The 19354-nt window shown below is 70.1% G+C and carries 14 protein-coding genes; 11 read left to right on the top strand and 3 right to left on the bottom strand.

The features are described 5' to 3' along the window. Nucleotides 1-19: 19 nt before the first annotated feature. A complete protein-coding gene (locus WBG06_RS10585) occupies nt 20-400 on the top strand; it encodes a hypothetical protein (protein ID WP_336736552.1) in 381 nt (126 codons plus the stop codon). 6 nt (nt 401-406) lie between these two features. Here the strand turns inward: WBG06_RS10585 and WBG06_RS10580 are convergent, their stop codons facing one another. After that, nucleotides 407-703, bottom strand: a complete 297-nt coding sequence (locus WBG06_RS10580) for a DUF4333 domain-containing protein (protein ID WP_336736550.1) — start codon at nt 701-703, stop codon at nt 407-409. 172 nt (nt 704-875) lie between these two features. On the opposite strand from WBG06_RS10580, the gene WBG06_RS10575 reads away from it, so the two are divergent. Next, nucleotides 876-1370, top strand: coding sequence for a hypothetical protein (locus WBG06_RS10575; protein WP_336736549.1), 495 nt, complete (start codon nt 876-878; stop codon nt 1368-1370). A gap of 381 nt (nt 1371-1751) precedes the next feature. On the opposite strand, the gene WBG06_RS10570 is transcribed toward WBG06_RS10575, so the two are convergent. Next, nucleotides 1752-3359: a DHA2 family efflux MFS transporter permease subunit gene (locus WBG06_RS10570; RefSeq protein WP_336736548.1), complete on the bottom strand. Its 1608-nt coding sequence runs from the start codon at nt 3357-3359 to the stop codon at nt 1752-1754. 239 nt (nt 3360-3598) lie between these two features. Between WBG06_RS10570 and WBG06_RS10565 the strand changes: the two genes are divergently transcribed. From WBG06_RS10565 to WBG06_RS10555, 3 genes are read left to right on the top strand one after another with little or no spacing between them, the layout of a single operon-like run. Beyond that, nucleotides 3599-4195: a sulfite oxidase-like oxidoreductase gene (locus WBG06_RS10565; RefSeq protein ID WP_336736546.1), complete on the top strand. Its 597-nt coding sequence runs from the start codon at nt 3599-3601 to the stop codon at nt 4193-4195. Continuing rightward, nucleotides 4185-5006: an FAD-binding oxidoreductase gene (locus WBG06_RS10560; RefSeq protein ID WP_336736544.1), complete on the top strand. Its 822-nt coding sequence runs from the start codon at nt 4185-4187 to the stop codon at nt 5004-5006. The genes WBG06_RS10565 and WBG06_RS10560 overlap by 11 nt, the downstream gene beginning before the upstream one ends. Beyond that, nucleotides 5006-5317, top strand: a complete 312-nt coding sequence (locus WBG06_RS10555) for a DUF6510 family protein (RefSeq protein ID WP_336736543.1) — start codon at nt 5006-5008, stop codon at nt 5315-5317. The genes WBG06_RS10560 and WBG06_RS10555 overlap by 1 nt, the downstream gene beginning before the upstream one ends. Here WBG06_RS10555 and WBG06_RS10550 read toward each other — a convergent pair. Next, the gene (locus WBG06_RS10550; RefSeq protein WP_336736542.1) at nt 5286-6008 is read right to left on the bottom strand and encodes a molybdopterin-dependent oxidoreductase; all 723 of its coding nucleotides are present in this window, start codon (nt 6006-6008) and stop codon (nt 5286-5288) included. The genes WBG06_RS10555 and WBG06_RS10550 overlap by 32 nt on opposite strands. Nucleotides 6009-6115: 107 nt before the next feature. Here WBG06_RS10550 and WBG06_RS10545 point away from each other — a divergent pair, with 107 nt between their 5' ends. From WBG06_RS10545 to WBG06_RS10520, 6 genes are all read left to right on the top strand, one after another. Then, entirely contained in the window at nt 6116-8842 is a 2727-nt protein-coding gene (locus tag WBG06_RS10545) for a DEAD/DEAH box helicase (protein ID WP_336736541.1), read from the top strand. Beyond that, nucleotides 8839-9525 carry an SWIM zinc finger family protein gene (locus tag WBG06_RS10540; protein ID WP_336736539.1) on the top strand — a complete coding sequence of 229 codons (687 nt, stop codon included), beginning with the start codon at nt 8839-8841 and terminating at the stop codon, nt 9523-9525. The genes WBG06_RS10545 and WBG06_RS10540 overlap by 4 nt, the downstream gene beginning before the upstream one ends. A gap of 32 nt (nt 9526-9557) precedes the next feature. After that, the gene (locus WBG06_RS10535) at nt 9558-10118 is read left to right on the top strand and encodes an SACE_7040 family transcriptional regulator (RefSeq protein ID WP_336736538.1); all 561 of its coding nucleotides are present in this window, start codon (nt 9558-9560) and stop codon (nt 10116-10118) included. A gap of 326 nt (nt 10119-10444) precedes the next feature. Beyond that, the gene (locus WBG06_RS10530) at nt 10445-12991 is read left to right on the top strand and encodes a S8 family serine peptidase (RefSeq protein ID WP_336736536.1); all 2547 of its coding nucleotides are present in this window, start codon (nt 10445-10447) and stop codon (nt 12989-12991) included. Further along, nucleotides 12991-15882, top strand: coding sequence for an FG-GAP repeat domain-containing protein (locus WBG06_RS10525; protein ID WP_336736535.1), 2892 nt, complete (start codon nt 12991-12993; stop codon nt 15880-15882). The genes WBG06_RS10530 and WBG06_RS10525 overlap by 1 nt, the downstream gene beginning before the upstream one ends. Before the next feature lie 94 nt (nt 15883-15976). Continuing rightward, nucleotides 15977-19336, top strand: coding sequence for an ATP-binding protein (locus WBG06_RS10520; RefSeq protein ID WP_336736534.1), 3360 nt, complete (start codon nt 15977-15979; stop codon nt 19334-19336). Nucleotides 19337-19354: the final 18 nt, after the last annotated feature.

Below are 19354 nucleotides of genomic sequence, written 5' to 3'. Positions count from 1 at the left end.
TGCAAGGTACACCCCTATCATGAGCCTCAGAGGGTTCTTTCGGGTCGATGCCTCGACTCTTGGGATGATTGGGGACGAAGCCCTGGCGGAAATGCGTGAGGGCGGCGCATCCGCATCCTTGGTCAAGCGAAAGGAGGTAGGCTCGGACACTTCGCCTGCGATTGTGCAACTGATCGAAATAGATGCAACGATCAATGAGAGTCGGTTCGACCTGTATCAGGCGCAGGTCATTCAAGCCATCGTCGACAACGAGACGCCTTGGAAGCGGATCGTCTTGATCTTTGCGGTCACCTGCACGTATGCGCAATGGGCGGTTGTCGGATCCGAGTTCCGAGATTTTGTAGCGGACGCGAAGATTGTTCCTGGCGCAGTCGAATTGTTAGAAACTGCACTGGGTTGACTTACATTACCGCTCGTCGACCTGGATCTCGTACTTGGCATCGGTACCGTCTACGGACGTAACGGTCACTGTGAGGCCTATCTCTTCTCCGCCAGCATAGAGCTTGCATCGGATGTCCGCGCCAACCTCGGCCTTCAGGTCTCCAGGGCAGTCGACTTCGTCTGGCCGTTGTCCCGCCATCTTCTCGAGTTGGTCGGTTACATTCTCCTCCAAGCTGTCCTCTTGGATGCTGCCGCCGCACGCGGACAGTCCGAACAGTGCGATCGCGATGAGAGGGAAGGATGCCACTCTTCTTCCGAGCATTTGGTGGTCCTTAGGTTGGGAGACAGCGACGGGGCTACAGTCGTCCGCTATTCGGACGTGTGGCCCATTAGATCAGAAGCGACGCAAGTTGGGGAGTCTGCTCGGTGGTGTCGCGGCGTCGGTCCGCTCCGTTGCTGGCCAAAGCGGCCGGTTCCGAGGTAGACATGTAGGCATGCCGACGCCCATCGCTCAGATGCTGCCGCAGATCGTTTCTCTGAATGTCGAGAGCGAGCCGTTCAGTTTCTTCGCCCAAGGAACTCAAATCCTTGGTTGGTGGGACGTCGTCAAGGCTACGAGCCTGTATCCGACCCAGGTCGCACACATAGACCAGTCGTATCGTCTGATCGTTACCCTCAACGATCAGAACGGAACCTTCGATTACCAGGATCATTCGGCAGAGACCGAGGCCCGCGCCGGCTTCACGGAGGATGGATTCGGCTTCGGGGCCGAGCGGAGTTGGTCGTCTGGAAAGATGATCAAGAAGAAGTGGCATTTCGAGTTCGGCGGCGTGAATCGCTCCTCGACCGGTGACGGTGACGACAAAGTCGGCTTCCAGCCCGTTGTGTACTCGTTCGAGACGAGCCGCATCAAGACCCCCCTCTTCACATGGCTTGAGTCTCACGGATGGCGACATGGGAGCGCGCTTGGCGCGCTCTTTGCCCGGTGATTTGCTAGACAAGCTTCGGGCAGCGAGGGGTCTTGACATCGGCCCGAGTCCATCGGGGTGGCGTGTGGTGCCCGTGCTCGCCAGATCATCAACCAGCACGTCGTCAGCTGACCCGATTAGTCGTTGCTCGCCGCAATCGAGAGCGTGAGATCACAGGTGTGTCGGCACCAGCCAGTCGGTCGGGCCTTGGGGCGTGCTGGATCACAACGTAGACCGGGGTGTCGTCAATGATCTGGGTACAGGTGCGCCGGGATTGTCGTCCGCAGCAGGCGATCAGCGGACGGAATGGAGTCTGGTTCCCGCACACTCGAGGGTCTCAACAGAACGAGGGCCGGGCTGCCTGTGGCAGCCCGGCCCTGCGTACGTCCTGCGATCTCTCTCTCAGTGGAGGACCGTGGGAGCGGCGGCGCCGTGCTCGGCCTTGGTCTTGGGCAGGAACCAGGCGGGGATGAGCGTGACGAGCACCAGGATCGAGGCGATCACGAAGGTGGTCGAGAAGGCCTCGGCCATCTCGACCGGGATCGCCTTGAAGACCTCGGGCAGCTTGGCCGGGTCGAGACCCAGCGATGCGGCCGCCTCGCCGACCTTCTGCTGGTTGGCCGGGTCGGTCATGAACTTCTCCAGGCCGGCGGCGGGGACACCGAGCTTGTCTGCGAGGTCGTCCGCGGCAGAGATGGACTCCTTGCCGGACAGCGCGTTGGTGAGGAGCACCGAGAAGAGCGCCGTGCCGGCCGAGGCCGCGACCTGCTGGACGATGTTCACCAGGGTCGTACCTCGAGCGATGGTGTGCTCGCGCAACGTCGCCTGGGCGGCGGCGAAGGTCGGCATCATCGTGGCGCCCATGCCGAGACCCATGATGAAGAGCGACAGCAGGAGGTACCAGTAGGGCGTGGCCTCGTCGAGACGCGAGAACATGAACATGCCCACCGCGATCGTGGTGAGGCCGCCGAGGACGATCTTGCCGGGGCCGGTCCGGTCCGCGAGCATGCCGGCGAGCGGCATCGTGACCATCGCGCCCAGACCCTGCGGAGCCAGGAGGAGGCCGGCGTGGAGGGCGTCCTCGCCGCGTACCTGCTGGTAGTAGAGCGGGAACAGCAGGGAGGCGCCGAAGAACGCCATCGCGAAGATCGCCAGGGTGATCACCGCGACGGTGAGCTCCTTGTTGCCGAAGAGGCGTACGTCGATCAGCGGGTGGTCGTTGCGGGCCGACAGCGCCCACGGGACGAACGCGGCGATCAGCACGAGACCGGCGATCATGAAGGAGAGCACCTTGGTGTCCAGCACCGTGCCGGCCTCGGGGATCGAGGAGACGCCGTAGAGGAACAGCGCCAGACCCGGGGACAGCAGGAGCATGCCGAGGAAGTCGAAGGACTGCGACGGCTCGACGTGGTCCTTGGGCAGCGCGCGCCAGGCGTAGACCAGGGCGATGACGCCGATCGGGACGTTGATCAGGAAGATCCAGTGCCACGAGGCGGAGTCGATCAGCGCGCCACCGATGATGGGGCCGAGGATCGGGCCGAGGAGCATGGGTACGCCCAGGATCGCCATCACGCGACCGACCCGCTCGGGGCCGGCGGCGCGGGTCAGGATGGTCATGCCGAGCGGCATCAGCATGCCGCCACCAAGGCCCTGGATCACGCGGAAGGCGACCAGCATCGGCAGCGAGGTGGCCAGCGCACACAGCACCGAGCCGAGCGCGAAGAGCACGATCGCGGTCATGTAGAGACGTTTGGTGCCGAACCGGTCGGCGGCCCAACCGGTCAGCGGGATCACCGTCGCCAAGGCGAGGGTGTAGCCGGTCATCGTCCAAGCGACCTCGGCAGAGGTGGCGTCGAACTCGCGCTGGAAGGTCTCCAGCGCGACGGAGACAACCGTGATGTCGAGGATCGACATGATCGATCCGAGCACGACGACGCCCGCGACGATGAGTACGCTCTTGTCGAGGTGGTCGTCCGGCGCCTTCTCAGGCTTGGCGGAAGTTTCTGTCACGGGTTGACAGCCTACGTGGGAGTTGTTAAAGGGCCTAGTTGTTATTTGCATTTGAACGGTGACGTGACTCACTCGCCTGCCCGACTCGCTGTGGCCTGGAGCTTCTAGCATCCCGGATACCCGGAGACGCATACTGTCGAGAAGTCGCCGACGTCCGGGCAAGGGGACCCACATCGGTGTCGTTGCGCCACCAGAGACCGCCGTACTGCTCATCCCTTCGGACAGTGAGGAGTGACCCCGTGACCATCTCCCGTGGATTCGTCGGTCACCGCGACCCGCGTGATGTCGATCTACCGCCAGGTCAGCACCTGACCCACGACTTCCCCGTGCTCACCGCCGGCCCGACACAGCTGGTCTCGAAGGACAGCTGGACCTTCACCATCACCCCGGAGAGCGGTGACCCGATCCGGTGGAGCTGGGCCGACATGATGGCCCTGCCCGCCGAAGAGTTCAACGTCGACATTCATTGCGTCACGCGGTGGAGCAAGCTCGGAACCACCTGGCGCGGTGTCTCGCTCGACACCTTCTTCGAGGACGTCGAGTCCTACTACGACTACGCCATGGTCCATTCCTACGGCGGCTACACGACCAACCTTCCGTTGGAGGACCTGCTCGACGGGAAGGCATGGGTGGCGTTCGAGTACGACGGGGAGGACATCTCTGCTGAGCACGGTGGGCCTGCTCGGCTGGTGGTTCCCCATCTGTACTTCTGGAAGTCGGCGAAGTGGCTGAGCGGCATCACCATGCAACGCTTCGACGAACCAGGATTCTGGGAGACCCTCGGATATCACACCTACGGCGACCCGTGGCGCGAGGAACGTCACCATGGTGACTGAGTCGCCCATCGCCGGCGGCCAGGCGGAGGACGCAGCTGTGGCTTCCCGGTCGGCGACGAGCACTTGGCGGCAGGCGACCCTCGTGGGCCTACGGTCACAGTCTCGGCACTCGCGCACGCTCGTCTTCAGGGTCCCGGGCTGGCCCGGCGACCGACCTGGCCAACATGTGGACGTACGTCTCACGGCGCCTGATGGCTACTCGGCGCAGCGGAGCTACTCCCTGGCGGATGCGTCGACACCCAACCGGGTGGCCATCACCGTCGACCTGGTGCCACGCGGTGAGGTGTCGCCCTATCTGGTCACGACGATGGAGATCGGCGACCAGCTCGACGTACGCGGTCCCTTCGGCGAATGGTTCGTGTGGGAACCGGGCGAGCCCTCCATCGGCGACGGTCCGGTGATGCTGATCGCCGGTGGATCGGGCGTCGTGCCGCTGGTCACGATGCTGCGAGCACGGCGGCGTGCTGGTGACGCCACTCCGACGATGCTGGTCTATTCGGTACGAGACCAACGCTCGCTGATGTACGCGCGGGAGCTGGAGGAGTTCTCCGATGATCGAGCCACGCCGGCCCCGGCTCATGTGCGCGTCCTCTACACCCGCAGCGCGCCCGACGGTACTCAGCGGCCACCGTCGCGCCTGAACGCCGACGACCTCACACCCCCGAACAGCTGGGAATCGCCGACGGCTAGTCGTGTCTACGTGTGCGGCCCGTCCGGCTTCGTCGAACATGCGACGGGGCTGCTGCACGAGATGGGGTACTCGGACGGCCAGATCCGCACCGAGCGATTCGGACCATCAGGAGGTCAGTGATGACATCAGAATTCTCAGCGCCGGACGCGGCGCAAGCGATCCCCGGATCGAGCACTGTCCTGGACGGCAATGCCGCCGCGGGCGAGTTCAGCCGGGTGTTCGCGAGTGACCCGACCATGGTCACGGTGCGCTGTCGGGGGTGCGGAGCCACCCAGGGCTTCACTCAACTGAAGGCCTACCTCGGCGGCCCGGGCACGGTCCTGGGATGCCGTGGGTGCGACGCGACGATCGCCCGCGTGGCGACTACCCGCCAAGGCACCTGGCTCGATCTTTCGGGCGCTAGCTCCTGGCTCTTCCCGCCGACCTCGTGACCGGCGCGCGTCGTCGCGCCGCGGCCAGCAGGAACGTCGTGAGCAGTCGGTAGATCGGGCGGACGAGCCGGCCGGGCAAGGTGCCGTGCCGCTCCTCCTCCCAGACCCGCGCCCGCGGGTGGGACTGCAGCAGGCGGTCGATCAGCGGCTCAGAGCGGGTCGGCGGTGCGCCGGCGAGCACGTCGATGCGGCATACGTGCTTGATGTTGGCGTAGCCGTACTGCGCCGGGTTGACCAGACGCAGCGGTGCGCCGTGAGCGCCGTCGAGCGGCCGGCCACCGAGCCGGTCGGCGAGCAGGACGTCGTCGGCGAGGAGGTCGTCGAGCTCGGCCACGAAGTGCTCGCCGTCGAGGCCGCGCACCAGGACATGAGTGGCGACCGTGCCGGGTGGGAGGGCCGGTGCAACGTACCGCTGATAGATGTCGGCGAAGGCGGCTCCCTCCCAGTGGAGACCGGTCACGGACCAGCCGGCGACGCAGTGGAAGTCGGCATGGACGTCCCGCCGCCCGCCACCGACGAGCTCGTCCACGGCGACCTCGACCGGTGTCGCGAGCAATCCGCCGAACACCACCGTCGGCCGCGGGGGCACGGTCGGTGGCGGCTGGTCGAGACGTCGGCCGAAGCGCGGGAAGAAGTCGATCTGTCGCTGTCCGGGCGGGAGGGTGGCACGTGGGCGGAGGGTCTGGGTCATGACAGCCACCGTCGCAGCGCCCGGCACGGTGCGCGTCAGCCTCTGGGTGCGACGGCCTCATCCTGCAGGATGAGAAATGGTCGGTGGTGGCGGATACGGTCGTGACCATGTCCTTCGTACCCGTCACCGGCCGCGCCGTCTTCCGGGCCGCGCAGCCGCCGCGGGACTCGGCCGTGGAGTTCGTGGACTCCCGGCGGTCGGTGTCGTTGCCGATGCGGGCGGCGCTGCCGGTCCTGAAGAAGGCGTACGCAGCCTCCGACCTGCATCCTTCGGTCGCCCTGGTCGCGTCGGCGGCTCATCTCGGGCTCCGGTTCGTGGCCGCGGGGCAGCTGGAACCCGACGGTGGGTCGTGGGCGGTCCGCTATACGCCGGAGGACGAAGAGCGGGTCCGGCTGCTGGCCTCGGCGCGGGCCTACGACGACCTCGACGGTGGGGCGGCCGAGGCGCTGGTGCGGGAGATCGTGGCGGCCGTCGCGGACGCGGTGCCGACCTCGGCTCCGAAGGCCACCGGATCGGGGGCGTTCCGGGAGTCGCTCCAGACGAGGTTGGCGCGCTATCGGACCGACGAGGGGCCGGTGACGAGCGCGCTGCCCCTTCGACAGGCTCAGGACATCGCCTCGTTGGTGCGGCTCTCGTTCCGGGTCGAGGCGCCGGAGGAGGACCTGCTCGCGGGGTCGCTGACGCTCGTGCCGCAGGTGCATGACGAGGCCGACCAGCTGCACGTGGCCGACGCTGCGCGGCTGTGGGACGAGGAGGACGATCATGGGTTCGGCCCGCGGGCACGCACGCATGTGCAGGTCGCTCTCCGCGGCGCTGCGGAGGCCTGGCCGGTGCTCGACCGGCTGCTCGACCTGCCGGTCCCGGCCGCGCTGACCCTGACGAGCGACGAGGTCGTCGGACTGCTCGAGGACGGGGTCGAACGGCTCAAGGAGCGCGGTGTCGACGTGCTCTGGCCGCGCTCGCTGTCCCGCGACCTGACGACCTCGGTGGCGGTGGACCGAGCGCCCTCGTCATCGACGTCGGCCGCCCGCGAGGACCTGATGCGCGAGTCGCCGCTGGGCGAGAAGGGCCTGTTCGCCTTCCAGTGGCAGGTGGCGCTCGGCGGTGAGCCGCTCGACGCCGCCGAGATGGACGCCCTGGCGACGGCTGCAGGGCCGATCCTGCGGCTGCGCGGGGCCTGGGCCGTCGTCCATCCCTCGGTGCTCCGCCGGGCGCGCAAGCGGCTGCTCAAACGGATCAGCGGAGGCGAGGCGCTGGCGGTCGCGCTGACCGGCCAGGTGCCGGCCGAGGTCGCTGAGGTGGCGCCGGGCGAGAAGGTGATCCTCGGGGCCTCGATCGCACGGCTGCGCGACGAGGTGATCGCCGCGACCTCGGGGCCGGCGGTCGACGTGCCACCAGAGCTGCAGGCCACCCTGCGGGGCTATCAGATCGAGGGGCTGACCTGGCTGGCCGGGATCACCTCGCTCGGGCTCGGCGGATGCCTGGCCGACGACATGGGTCTCGGAAAGACTCTGATGACGATCGCGCTCCACCTGCATCGCCAGAAGGAGCACACCGGGCCGACCTTGGTGGTGTGCCCGGCCAGCCTGCTGGGCAACTGGGAGGCCGAGCTCGCCCGGTTCGCCCCCGAGGTGGAGGTGCGACGCCACCACGGCGCCGAGCGTGACGTGGACGGCGCGAGCGGGGTGGTGCTGACGACCTACGGAACCATGCGGCGCGATGTCGAGCTGCTCTCCGCGGTGTCGTGGGGACTCGTCGTCGCCGACGAGGCGCAGCACGTCAAGAACGCCGCCTCCGCGACCGCGAAGGCGCTCCGCGAGATCCCGTCGCACGCCCGGGTCGCGTTGACCGGCACCCCGGTGGAGAACAACCTGACCGAGCTGTGGGCGCTGCTCGACTGGTGCGTGCCGGGCCTGCTGGGCAGCCGGCTCGCCTTCCGGAGGGCCTGGGCGAGCCAGATCGAGGCGGGCGCCGATGTCGGGAAGGCGAAGGAGTTCGCGGCCCTCGTCGGCCCGTTCCTGCTCCGGCGGCGCAAGTCGGATCCCGGCGTCGCTCCCGAGCTGCCGCCCAAGACCGAGACCGACCACCTGCTGTCGCTGACCCGGGAGCAGACCGTGCTCTACGAGGCGTACGTGCGCGACGCGATGGCGCGGATCGAGCGGCTCGACGCCGACGACCCGCAGCGTCGCGGGCTGGTCCTGAGCCTGCTCACCGGGCTCAAGCAGATCTGCAACCATCCGGCGCAGTTCTTGAAACAGGAGGGCGGCCGGATCGCGGGGCGGTCGCAGAAGATCGATCTCCTCGACGAGCTGGTCTCGACGGTGCTGGCCGAGGACGGAGCGGTCCTGATCTTCACCCAGTACGTCGCGATGGCCCGCCTCCTCGAGACCCACTGGGCCGCCGCCGGCGTGGAGCACCAGTTCCTCCACGGCGGCACCCCGGTGGCCGAGCGGTCCCGCATGGTCGAGCGTTTCCAGGCCGGTGAAGTGCCCGTCTTCCTGCTCTCGCTCAAGGCCGGTGGGGTCGGGCTCAACCTGACCCGCGCCGACCACGTGATCCATGTGGACCGCTGGTGGAACCCGGCGGTCGAGGATCAGGCGACCGACCGCGCCCATCGCATCGGCCAGACGCGTACGGTCCAGGTGCACCGGCTCATCACCCAGGGCACCGTCGAGGAGCGCGTCGCCGAGCTGCTGCAGCGCAAGCGGGTGCTCGCCGACGCGGTCCTCGGAGCCGGCGAGGCCGCCCTCACCGAGCTGTCCAACGCCGAGCTGCGCGAGCTGGTCAAGCTCGGTCCCCAGAAGCGCCGGAAACGTCGCCGGATCGCCTCATGAGTCCTGCCCTGACCTTCGCCCGCGAGCCGCACCGGCGCGGGATGGTGCGGGTCGAGTCGTGGTGGGGCCGTGCGTTCCTGCGGGCGATCGAGGAGCTGGCCTACGACGACAACCAGCTCACCGGCGCCCGGGCGCTCGCCCGCTCGGGGCGGATCGGAGGGCTCGTCGTCGAGGCCGGAAGGTTCGCGGCGGCGGTCGACGACGAGCGCGGGCTGTGGACGGTGTCCGGCACGGTGCCGGTGCTCGACGACGGCTCCGTCGCCGCGCTCGAGGAGGTCGTGGGTGCCTCGCCCGAGCGTGCCGAGGCGCTCCTCGAAGGTGAGCTGCCGATGGACGTGGCCGAGCATGCCGAGGAGGCCGGGGTCGAGCTGGTCCCCTACGGCGACGAGCTCGCGGTGACCTGCACCTGCGGGCACTGGCATGCGGTCTGCGGCCACTCGCTCGGGGTGCTCCACCAGCTCTGCTGGACGGTCGACCGCGACGCCTCCGTCCTGCTCCACCTGCGTGGCGCGGAGCGGGAGGAGCTGGTGGGCCGGCTGCGCCGCGACCTGAAGCAGCGCCGGTCGGTGGAGACCGGGGCCGGCGCGAGAGCTGCGACCGGCGCGCCGACCCGAGACCAGATCGACGACGTCGAGATCGCGCTCGACGCGGTGCTCCGGGCACGCCGTCTGCTCGAGGAGTGATGCCTGTGGTGATCACGCGATAACCTCGCGCTATGACCGCGGCCCCGACGAAGACCAGGCGCGAGCAGATCCTGGACACCGCGGCCGAGCTCTTCGCGGCCCGCGGCTTCCACGGAGTCTCGGTCTCCGAGCTCGGCGCCGCCTGCGGGATCTCCGGCCCGGCGCTCTACAAGCACTTCCCGAGCAAGGACGCGATGCTCGCCGAGATGCTCGTCTCGATCTCCCAGGAGCTGCTTCGGGAAGGCCGTGCCCGGGTGAAGGGCGCCTCGAGCACCACCGAGGCCATCGAGGCGCTGATCGACTGGCACGTCGACTTCGCTCTGCGCGACCGGGCGCTGATCGTCGTCCAGGAGCGCGACTGGCAGTCGCTCCCGCACGAGGCGCGCGAGCAGGTGCGCACCCTGCAGCGGAAGTACGTCGACCTGTGGGCCGACCAGCTCCGCGACCTCGACCCGGCGCTGACCACCGACACGGCGCGCGCCATGGCCCACGCTGTCTTCGGGCTGATCAACTCCACCCCGCACAACCGGGTCCTTCCCGAGGAGGCCACTCGGGCCGTGCTCGTGAAGATGGCTCGCGCGGCCCTGGTCTGACGGCGTCGTCGGGACCCACCGGCATTTGCTCGCGCCCGTGTGGATACCGCCGGATTCGCCTGTTGATGCAGAGTCGCCCTGGTTTGGCATGAGTCTTTTGTCCGGGGAGGGTGGAGCCTTCATACCCTGGGGGGTGAGTCCATGTGGCCCGTATTCGGAACCGTCGCCCCGAATTCCGTGACCACGCCTTTACCTTCCAGTAGGTTGCAAGAGACCTGCAGCAGGGCCCGGGGGACCCTGTTGCAGGTCGGCGAAGCGCAGTAATGCCTCGGTAACGGCGGATTCGTAGCGTCACGGGTGCCCATACTCTCCCGAGGAGCACCCTGATGCGCTTGATCCCATCATCCCGCCGGCGGCGGTTCGCGCCCCTAGCGCTGGTGAGCACCGCCGCGGTCGCGTTGCTGGCAGGGCCGGCCCTCGCCGCCACCGCAGTGGCCGCGCCGGCCGCCACCAAGACGTCCACGGTTACGATCGACCCCGCCCTGGAGAAGGCGGTGTCCGGCGGCGGTGAGGCCAGCTTCTTCGTGGTCCTGAAGGACGACGCCGACCTGACCCAGGCCCGCGCTGCGCGGAGCAAGAACGCCAAGGCGAAGGCCACCTACGGTGCGCTCCGCTCGGCGGCCAACCACTCCCAGAAGTCCCTCACCGCCTACCTCGACGACAAGTTGGTCGGCCACGAGGACTTCTGGATCAACAACTCGGTCCTGGTGACCGGCGACGAGGCGCTCGTCGAGGACCTCGCGCAGCGCAACGACGTGGCCGAGCTGGTCCAGGAGAAGCAGTACGCCCTGGAGACGCCGGAGGGCACGACCGCCCCCGAGGCGGCCGAGGCCGGTACGACCGCGACCCCCGAGTGGGGCATCGCCGAGGTCAAGGCCGACCAGGTGTGGGCGAAGTACGCCGACCGCGGCGAGAGCGTCGTCATCGCCAACGTCGACTCGGGTGTGCAGTTCGACCACCCGGACCTGGTGGGGGCCTACCGCGGCAACAACGGCGGCGGCAGCTTCACGCACGACTACAACTTCTACGACCCCACGGGGACGTGCACGGACGGCACCCCGTGCGACAACAACGGCCACGGCACCCACACCATGGGCACGATGGTCGGCGCCAACGGGATCGGCGTCGCTCCTGGCGCGACCTGGATCGCGGCCAAGGGCTGCGAGGCGCGCTCGTGCTCGGACTCCTCGCTCCTCAAGGCGGGGCAGTGGATCCTGGCGCCCACCGACAGCAACGGCCAGAACCCGCGTCCCGAGATGGCGCCCGACATCGTCAACAACTCCTGGGGCGGCGGTCACACGACCTTCTACCAGGACACCGTCGAGGCGTGGAACGCCGCCGGCATCTACTCCACCTTCTCGGCCGGCAACTCGGGCAACGGCGTGACCTGCTCTACCGCTGAGGCGCCGGGCTCGCAGGCCCCGACCTACGGCGTCGGTGCGTACGACATCAACGGGAAGATCGCGAACTTCTCCGGCTTCGGCCCGTCGCGGGTCGACGGTTCGATGGTGCCGGACATCGCCGCCCCGGGCGTCGACGTCCGCTCGACCTGGCCGGGCTCGTCCTACAACACCATCTCCGGTACGTCGATGGCCGCGCCGCACGTCGCGGGTGCCGCGGCTCTGGTCATGGCCGCCGCGCCGTCGCTCGTCGGTGACATCGCGGGCGTCCAGGCGCTCCTGAACGACGGCGCGACCGATGTCGACGACACGCACTGCGGTGGCACCGCGGACGCCAACAACGTCTGGGGCGAGGGCAAGCTCAACGTCCTCGCCGCGGTGGACGCAGCCCCGAAGGAGGCCGCCACCGTCACCGGCACCGTCACCAACGAGGCGACCGGTGCTGCGCTCCCCGACGTCACCGTCACGATCACCGGCACCGCTTCCCGCACGGTGAAGACCGGCTCTGACGGCGGCTACGCCGTCAACCTGCTGCCCGGCACGTACGACTTCACGCTCAGCGGCTACGGCTACGCGACGCGCACCATCGCCGACGTCCGGCTCACGGACGACCAGAACCTCACCCAGGACGTGTCCCTCACGGCCGTTCCGGTCCACGCAGTGACCGGCACGGTGCTCGACGTCATGGGTGAGCCCCTCGCCGGCGTCAGTGTCGCCGTCGCGGCGACCCCCATCGCCGCGGTGACCACTGACGCCGGCGGCAGGTTCTCGCTGCCGAAGGTCGCCGAGGGCGACTACACGGTGACGGCGACCCCGGCCGAGCCGGTGCTCTGCAACGGTGAGTACGCCGGCGAGCTGATCGTCGACGGCGACGAGAGCACCACGCTCCGCCTGCCCGCGCGTACCGACCGCTCGGGTCACTCCTGCACCCCGGCGACCTACGAGTGGATCACCGGCAAGACCTCGGTCGCGCTCAGCGGTGACGAGGACGCCGAGACCGTCTCGCTCCCCTTCGCCGTCGACTTCTACGGCGTGTCCTACGACAAGGTCGCGGTGACCACCAACGGCCTGCTGAACTTCCTGTCCGCGCGGGTCGGCGACTACGCCAACGACACCCTGCCGTCCAACGCCGTCCCGAACGGCATCGTCGCGGCGTACTGGGACGACCTGACGCTCGACAAGAAGTCCAAGGTCACCACCGGCACGGTCGGCAAGACCGGCGACCGCCGCTTCGCGGTGCTGTGGAGCAACGTGCTCGTCGCCGACGGCTCCGGTGCCCGGGTCACCTTCGAGGCCGTCTTCGACGAGGCGGACGACTCGATCACGCTGCAGTACCAGTCGGTGCCCACCAAGGGTGCCGGTGCCACCGTCGGCATCGAGAACCAGTTCGGCTCCGACGCCCTCCAGTACTCCGCCGACCAGCCGGTGCTCGCCTCCGGCTCGGCGATCCGCTTCGCACAGGGAGACCAGTGATGACCCATCGGACCAAGAGGCGGGGCATTCGCCTCGCCACCACGCTCGCGGCCGCGGGCCTCGTGGCGACCGCCGCACCCCAGGCGGTGGCGGCGGAGACCGCCGAGGCGCCCGACGGCGCGATGATCCTGAACAGCGCGGAGGCCGAGAAGGTCACCGCGACCGCCCGTGTCGACGTCTACGGCGAGGACGCGCCCGAGAACCCGGCCGAGCGCGACGACGCCGCGACCGAGGACGCCGAGGGTGCCGAGAGTGCCGAGGCGGATGCGGTCGACCCGAAGACCCCGGTCACCTTCACCAAGAACTCCGTCCTCGAGGGAGTCCAGGGCACCGGCGTGACGGCCGCCGCGGACGGCAGCGACTACTTCACCCTGCACAGCTTCGGCAACGTGCAGCGGCACGCCGCCGACGGCGCCACGGCCTGGACGCGCACCACCGACTCGCTCTACGCCGAGTGGGGCGTCAGCAGCTGGCGCCCGTGGGAGAAGGAGCTCTACCGCCCCCACCTCGTCCTCGGCTACAACGCAGTGAGCCCGTTCACCGCCACCTCCGACCAGGGTTACACCGTCGGTGACCTGTCCGGCGATGGTGTCGACGACGTGGTCTTCTCGACGAGCGTCGGGTCGGCCCCGCCGGGATGGTCGGCCAAGGTCGGCACGTACGTGACCGTGCTGGACGGGCGTACCGGCAAGACCCTGTGGTGGAAGCTCTACAACTACGCCGCTCAGGTCAAGGTCGTCGGCGACACCCTTCTGATCGCCGACTCGCCGAGCCTCAACTCCCGAGGCACCGGTGGCAACGCGACCCTCACGGCCATGAAGTTCCAGAGCACCGACGGTGTGCTGAAGCCGTCGGCGACCTGGACCCATGACACCGGGGCGACCGCCGGCGCGGCGTGGGCCGCGATCGAGGACCTCGGCGACGGCCGGATCGCCGCCTCGTGGGACCTCAGCAAGACCGACCAGAGGGCGGGCCGCGGACGCACGCTGGTGCTCGACGTGGCCGACGGTTCGGTGCTGTGGCAGACGGACAGCGAGCTGTACGTCCGGCAGCTCCACCTGGACGCCGACCGGGGTCGCCTGGTCACGATCGAGCAGGCCGACCCGACGGACGGCATCCGCTACCAGATCGCGTCCTATGCGCTCGCGGGAGGTGAGCGCACGACCCACGACACCCGGGTCAACGCGTTCCCGACGGCGATGACGATCGGCGACCTGGGCGCCGCCCGCGGTGACGAGTACGCGGTCAGCGAGTCCACCCTGGCCCCGAGCCTGGCCATCAACGCCACCACCACCCGCGTGCTCGACGGCACCGACCCGTCGGTGGCCCGCTGGTCGCACACCACCAAGCGTGCTGCCGACAACACCCAGGACGGGCCCAGCACGTGGGACCTGTCGGTCGTGGACGGCAGCCTGGTCGCCTCCGCGCAGAACGACACGGACGCCGATCGGGCGGTCAACCTGAGTGGCCTGCAGTACGGCACGCTGACCGTGTTCAGCGGCAGCGGCAAGGTGCGCTGGCGGCAGGAAGGAGTGGTGGCATCGCCGCTCGACCATGAGATCGTCGGGTCCGGTGCCAAGGCGCGGGTGCGCACCGTCGACCTGCAGCAGAACGTCCACACCTACGGCCTGGGCAACGGCAAGGAGTCGTCCCTGACTCCGCTGCGCGGTGACCTCTCGTACGCCGCGGACGTGGACGTCGACGGTGACGGGAAGCCCGACGTCGTCGCCGGCGGCGAGTCCCGCGGCGTCTGGGCCTGGTCAGGCACCTCGCTCAAGGGCGGCGAGCCGCGCCAGCTGTGGCAGGCCACGGTTCCCGGCCAGGTGCACCGCATCGAGACCGGGGACGTGGACGGCGACGGTGACACGGAGATCGTGGTCGCCGCCGACACCGCGACCGTGGTCCTGGACGCAGCGACCGGCAAGATCAAGGCGACGATCGACGGCGGAGGGCAGTTCGTCCGCTCGGTGACCGTGGCCGACATCACCGGCGACGACGCCGCCGAGATCCTCGTGCCCACGGACGCGCTGCGTGCCTACCGCGGCGACGGCTCGGCTATGTGGACGTACGCAGCGCCGGCAGCGGCGGGTCACGTCGCCTTCTCGGACACGACCGTCGCCGACGGCCGGGTGCACACCCAGTACGGCAGCATCGACGGGCTGCAGCGGACCGATGCGACGGAGCAGGCGGTGGCGCTCGACGGCACCGGCAAGGCTCTGTGGGCCGTGACCCCCGACGCTCCGGAGATCGCCGACGGCGGGATCCTGCACGGTGCCCTGCTCAACCGGGCCGTGTTCACCTCGCCGGAGATCCCGTACGCCGACGGTCACGCCGTCGTGCACACCTGGCTGGTCCGCAGCACGGTCCCGGGCTTCCCCGGCACCGATGTCTCCCCGCACGTCGTCACCGAGATCCGCGACGGGCGCACCGGCGAGCTGTTGCACCAGTCGGTTGGCGGCAGCCCGTGGTCCCACGACAACTACTTCACCGCCAACGGTGTCCTGTACCAGCTCAGTTTCGGCACCCTGCACGGCTTCGCCGCGGACGGTGTCGAGACCTACAGCTCGGTGGTCTCACCGCTGCGGTCGGTGGACGTGGGGACCGGCCCCGGGGGTCGCCAGCTGCTGCTCGGTGGTGTGGACGGCGGGCTCGGTGCCTGGGATCCGTCGGTGCTGACCTCGGGCTGGTCCTTCCAGAACGGTGTTGGTAACGCGCTGCAGCCTGGCGGTCGCAACTATCTGGCAGCGGACCTGGACGGCGACGGGGTCGACGAGATGGTCTCACTGAACTTCGACGACTTCGGTGTCAACCGCGCGGCGGACCTCGTCGGCGGCGGAGTCTTCGGGCGGGACAACGCCATCCACCGGATGGCCACCTACTCGCTGTCCTGACGTACCCCCTGACGGCGTCCCGTCCCACACTCGCGTGCGGGACGGGACGCTGGCGGGTTCCCGGTGTCGCCACGGGGTTAGAGTGTCGCCACCGATGGACGAGCGGCACCACCCCCTGGCCCCCCTGCTGCGGCTCCACCTTCTCGACGGGTTCAGGGTCATGCGTGACGGCGGACCGCCCCTCCCGGAGAAGTGGCCGCGGCCGAGCGCGCGCGCCCTCGTCAAGCTGCTCGCGGTGACACCGGACCACCGGCTGCACCGGGAGCAGGTGATGGACATCTGCTGGCCCGGGATCGAGCCGAAGACGGCCGTCGGCAGCCTGCGGGTCGCGCTGCACGCCGCCCGGCACGCGCTCGAGCCGGAGCTCGCACCACGGGCGGCCTCCTCCTATCTGGTGGCCGAGGGACCGATGCTCGCGCTCGACCCGGGGACGGTGTGGATCGATGTCGACCATGCCGAGAAGTCGGCGCTGGCCGCACTCGCCACGACCGGCCAGGAGACCGGTCGCGCCGCGGACGAGGCCCTCGCGCGGGCGCTCGCCCTGTTCACCGGCGACCTGCTGCCCGAGGACCGCTACGAGCCGTGGACCGACGAGAGTCGCGCCCGGGTCACCGAGCTGCGCGACCAGCTCCGGCTCCGCCTCGCGAACGTACGTCTGGAGGCCGGCGAGCACCGGGACGCGGTGGCGCTGGCCGAGCAGGTGCTGGCCGGCAGCCCCGCCGAGGAGTCGGCGCACCGGATCGTCATCGAGGCCGCGCTGCGTCAGGGGCTGCGGCGGCAGGCGGTCGCGCAGTACCACCGCTGCCGTCGGGCCATGGACGCCGAGCTCGGCGTGCGGCCCGGCCCCGCGATCGAGCAGCTGCATCGTGAGGCGCTGACGGAAGCGCCCGCCCGGGTCCCGGCCGCCCCGGGTCTGCCCGCCCCGGTGCGGGCGGCGACCGCGGCGCCCCTGCGCGGACGCGAGGGAGTGCTCGGCCGGCTCGCCGCCGCGGGACGACCTCCGATCGTGCTGCTCACCGGAGAGGCCGGCGTGGGCAAGACCCGGCTGGCGGCCGAGGCCGCCGCCCGCGCGGCGAGATCGGGGGCGGCCGTCCTGTGGGGCGTGGGCCGCGAGCCCGGCGGGGGTGCGCCGTACGGGATGTTCGCCGAGGCCCTGGACCGCTGGTTCGCCGGGTGCGACGGTGCCGAGCGCGCCGACGTCGGCGCCGAGTATCCGGAGCTGGCGGCCCTGCTGCCATCGCTGGGCCAGGTGCCCGCGGACGGTGAGCGGACGCCCGAGGAGGAGCGCGACGGCCTGTTCCGCGCCGGGGCGCTGGTGCTCGGCGCCCTCGCCGCCGAGCGACCGGTCCTCGTCGTCCTCGACGACCTCCAGGCCGGTGATGCCGGCACGTTCCGGCTGCTGGGCCATCTGGCCCGCCACGCGGCCGACCGGGGCATCGCGCTGAGCTTCCTGGCCACCTACCGTGCCGAGGAGCTCCCCGACGCCGACCCGCGGCGGAAGGTCGTCGCGTCGTTGGTGCGCCAGGGCCTGTGCGCCACCGAGTGGCTCGACGGCCTCGACCAAGAGGCCTGCGTCGCCATGGTCCGCGACGCGGTCCCGTCGACCGCGGGCGACGAGGACGCGCTGCGCCGGGCGTGGCGGCTCTCCCGCGGCAACCCGCTGTTCGCGCTCGAACTGGCCCGAGGCTCGGGCGCCGGGTCGAGCAACGGTACGTCGCCGGCGACCCACTCGCAGACGCCCGACGGCGTCGGCCAGGTCGTCGGTCTCCGGCTCGACCGGCTCGACGTGGACACCCGGCGGGTCGTCGAGGCGCTCGCCGTCGTCGGGGGCGAGGCGGCGCTCACCGAGCTGCTCGACATCGCGCGGCACGGTCTGGAGCCTCCGGTCACCGGCAGTGCGGTCGCCGACGCGGTCGAGCGCGGGATCGCGGCCTCGCTGATCGAGGAACGGCAGGTCGTGGTGTCGGGTCACGACGAGGCCGGGGTGGCGTTCCGTCATCCGGTGGTGCGCTCGACCTGCTACGAGCGCCTCAGCGGGGTGCGTCGCCGCCAGCTGCACGCGGCCGTCGCCGAGGCGGTGCTGCGGCGCAGGCCGGACGCGGTCGACACGCTCGCGGTCCACTTCGCCCGCGCCGACGACCCGCGAGCGGGGGAATACCTGCGTCGGGCCGCCGAGCGTGCCGCCGCGCTCTACGCCAACGACGCCGCCGACCGCTACTACCGCGACCTGGTGAACCGGCTCGACGTGGACGCCGCCCGGGCCCGCCTCGCGCACGGGCAGGTGCTCCACCGGATGGGGCAGTTCGCTCGGGCGGCCGAGACGCTCCGGCTGGCGATCGACGAGCTCGGCCGGCGCGGCGAGGAGTCCGAGTGCGTTCTCGGCACCGCCCTCCTGGCGCAGACGCTGCTGCGGCTCGGAGACGTCGCGGGGGCGGCCGAGGCCCTGCAGGCCTGCAGCCCCGGTGTCGGGGTCGCAGCCGAGGCCGCGGCGGACCACGCGCTCGCCTGGTCGATCCTGTTGCGGTTGCAGGGCCGCTACGAGGAGGGGTACGACGCCGCGCGGCGCGCCCTGAGCGCAGCCGAGGAGGCGCGCGGTCCGGCACGCCACGGACTGGTGGCGCGGGCCGAGGTCAGCCAGGCGACGAACCTCGGCCTGGCCGGCCGCTTCGCCGAGTCGCGGGCCGCGGCCGACCGGGCGCTGGCCCCTGCCGAGGCGTACGGAGAGCCGACGCTCCTCGGCGCGGTGCTGTCCACGCTGCGCGAGAACGCCCGGCGTTACGGCCGGCTGCGGCAGGCCGTCGAGTTCGGTGACCGTGCGCTCGAGCTCGCGCTGCGCTCCGGTGACCCGTCCTCGGCGGCCTTCGAGCGGGCCAACCTCTCCGAGATCCGGCTGCTGCTCGACGAGGACGAGGCCGCGAGAGAGCTGGCCGAGCAAGCGGTGGCGGCCGCAGAGTGGGAGGAGACCTGGTGCCTGCCCTACGCGTTGGCGGCGCTCGCTGGGGTCCGCTCGCACGCGGGCCGGCACGAGGATGCCGCTGCGTTGCTGGCCAGAGCGGAGGAGGCTGTCACCACGGCCGGTGATCTCCAGGCGCGTCAGGTGGTGCGGACGGCGCTCGCCGAGCATCATCTGGCCACGGCCGACCCGGAGGCGGCGCTCGCGATCCTGGAGGATGACGGGGGCGTGCTCCTCGCGCGGGCACAGTTCGCCGCCGGCCACCTCGAGGACGCGCGCCAGGTGGCAGCGACCGAGGTCGACCGGGCTCGCCGGGCCGGGGAGCATCTCGACGAGGTCGACGCCCTGGTGGTGCTTGCGCTGGCGACCGCGCGCACCGGAGACGTAGCGGGCGGACACACGCTGCTGGACGAGGCCGAGCAGCTGGGGGAGAGTCTTCCCTATCCCGCCGGCCACCGTCGGGCCCTCGATGCGGGGCGAGCTCTTGTCACGCGAGGTTAACAACCGTTAACCTCGACC

The sequence above is a fragment of the Nocardioides sp. CCNWLW239 genome (assembly GCF_037137035.1).
Lineage (GTDB): Bacteria > Actinomycetota > Actinomycetes > Propionibacteriales > Nocardioidaceae > Nocardioides.
Note: the sequence above shows the minus strand (reverse complement) of the source record. Positions and strands in the feature narration are given on the sequence as shown.

Excerpts from the sequence above, each read along its gene's own strand:
- WBG06_RS10585 (WP_336736552.1), top strand. The coding sequence starts at position 20 with ATGAGCCTCAGAGGGTTCTTTCGGGTCGATGCCTCGACTCTTGGGATG.
- WBG06_RS10580 (WP_336736550.1), bottom strand. The coding sequence starts at position 703 with ATGCTCGGAAGAAGAGTGGCATCCTTCCCTCTCATCGCGATCGCACTG.
- WBG06_RS10575 (WP_336736549.1), top strand. The coding sequence starts at position 876 with ATGCCGACGCCCATCGCTCAGATGCTGCCGCAGATCGTTTCTCTGAAT.
- WBG06_RS10560 (WP_336736544.1), top strand. The coding sequence starts at position 4,185 with ATGGTGACTGAGTCGCCCATCGCCGGCGGCCAGGCGGAGGACGCAGCT.
- WBG06_RS10555 (WP_336736543.1), top strand. The coding sequence starts at position 5,006 with ATGACATCAGAATTCTCAGCGCCGGACGCGGCGCAAGCGATCCCCGGA.
- WBG06_RS10550 (WP_336736542.1), bottom strand. The coding sequence starts at position 6,008 with ATGACCCAGACCCTCCGCCCACGTGCCACCCTCCCGCCCGGACAGCGA.
- WBG06_RS10545 (WP_336736541.1), top strand. The coding sequence starts at position 6,116 with ATGTCCTTCGTACCCGTCACCGGCCGCGCCGTCTTCCGGGCCGCGCAG.
- WBG06_RS10540 (WP_336736539.1), top strand. The coding sequence starts at position 8,839 with ATGAGTCCTGCCCTGACCTTCGCCCGCGAGCCGCACCGGCGCGGGATG.
- WBG06_RS10535 (WP_336736538.1), top strand. The coding sequence starts at position 9,558 with ATGACCGCGGCCCCGACGAAGACCAGGCGCGAGCAGATCCTGGACACC.
- WBG06_RS10530 (WP_336736536.1), top strand. The coding sequence starts at position 10,445 with ATGCGCTTGATCCCATCATCCCGCCGGCGGCGGTTCGCGCCCCTAGCG.
- WBG06_RS10525 (WP_336736535.1), top strand. The coding sequence starts at position 12,991 with ATGACCCATCGGACCAAGAGGCGGGGCATTCGCCTCGCCACCACGCTC.
- WBG06_RS10520 (WP_336736534.1), top strand. The coding sequence starts at position 15,977 with ATGGACGAGCGGCACCACCCCCTGGCCCCCCTGCTGCGGCTCCACCTT.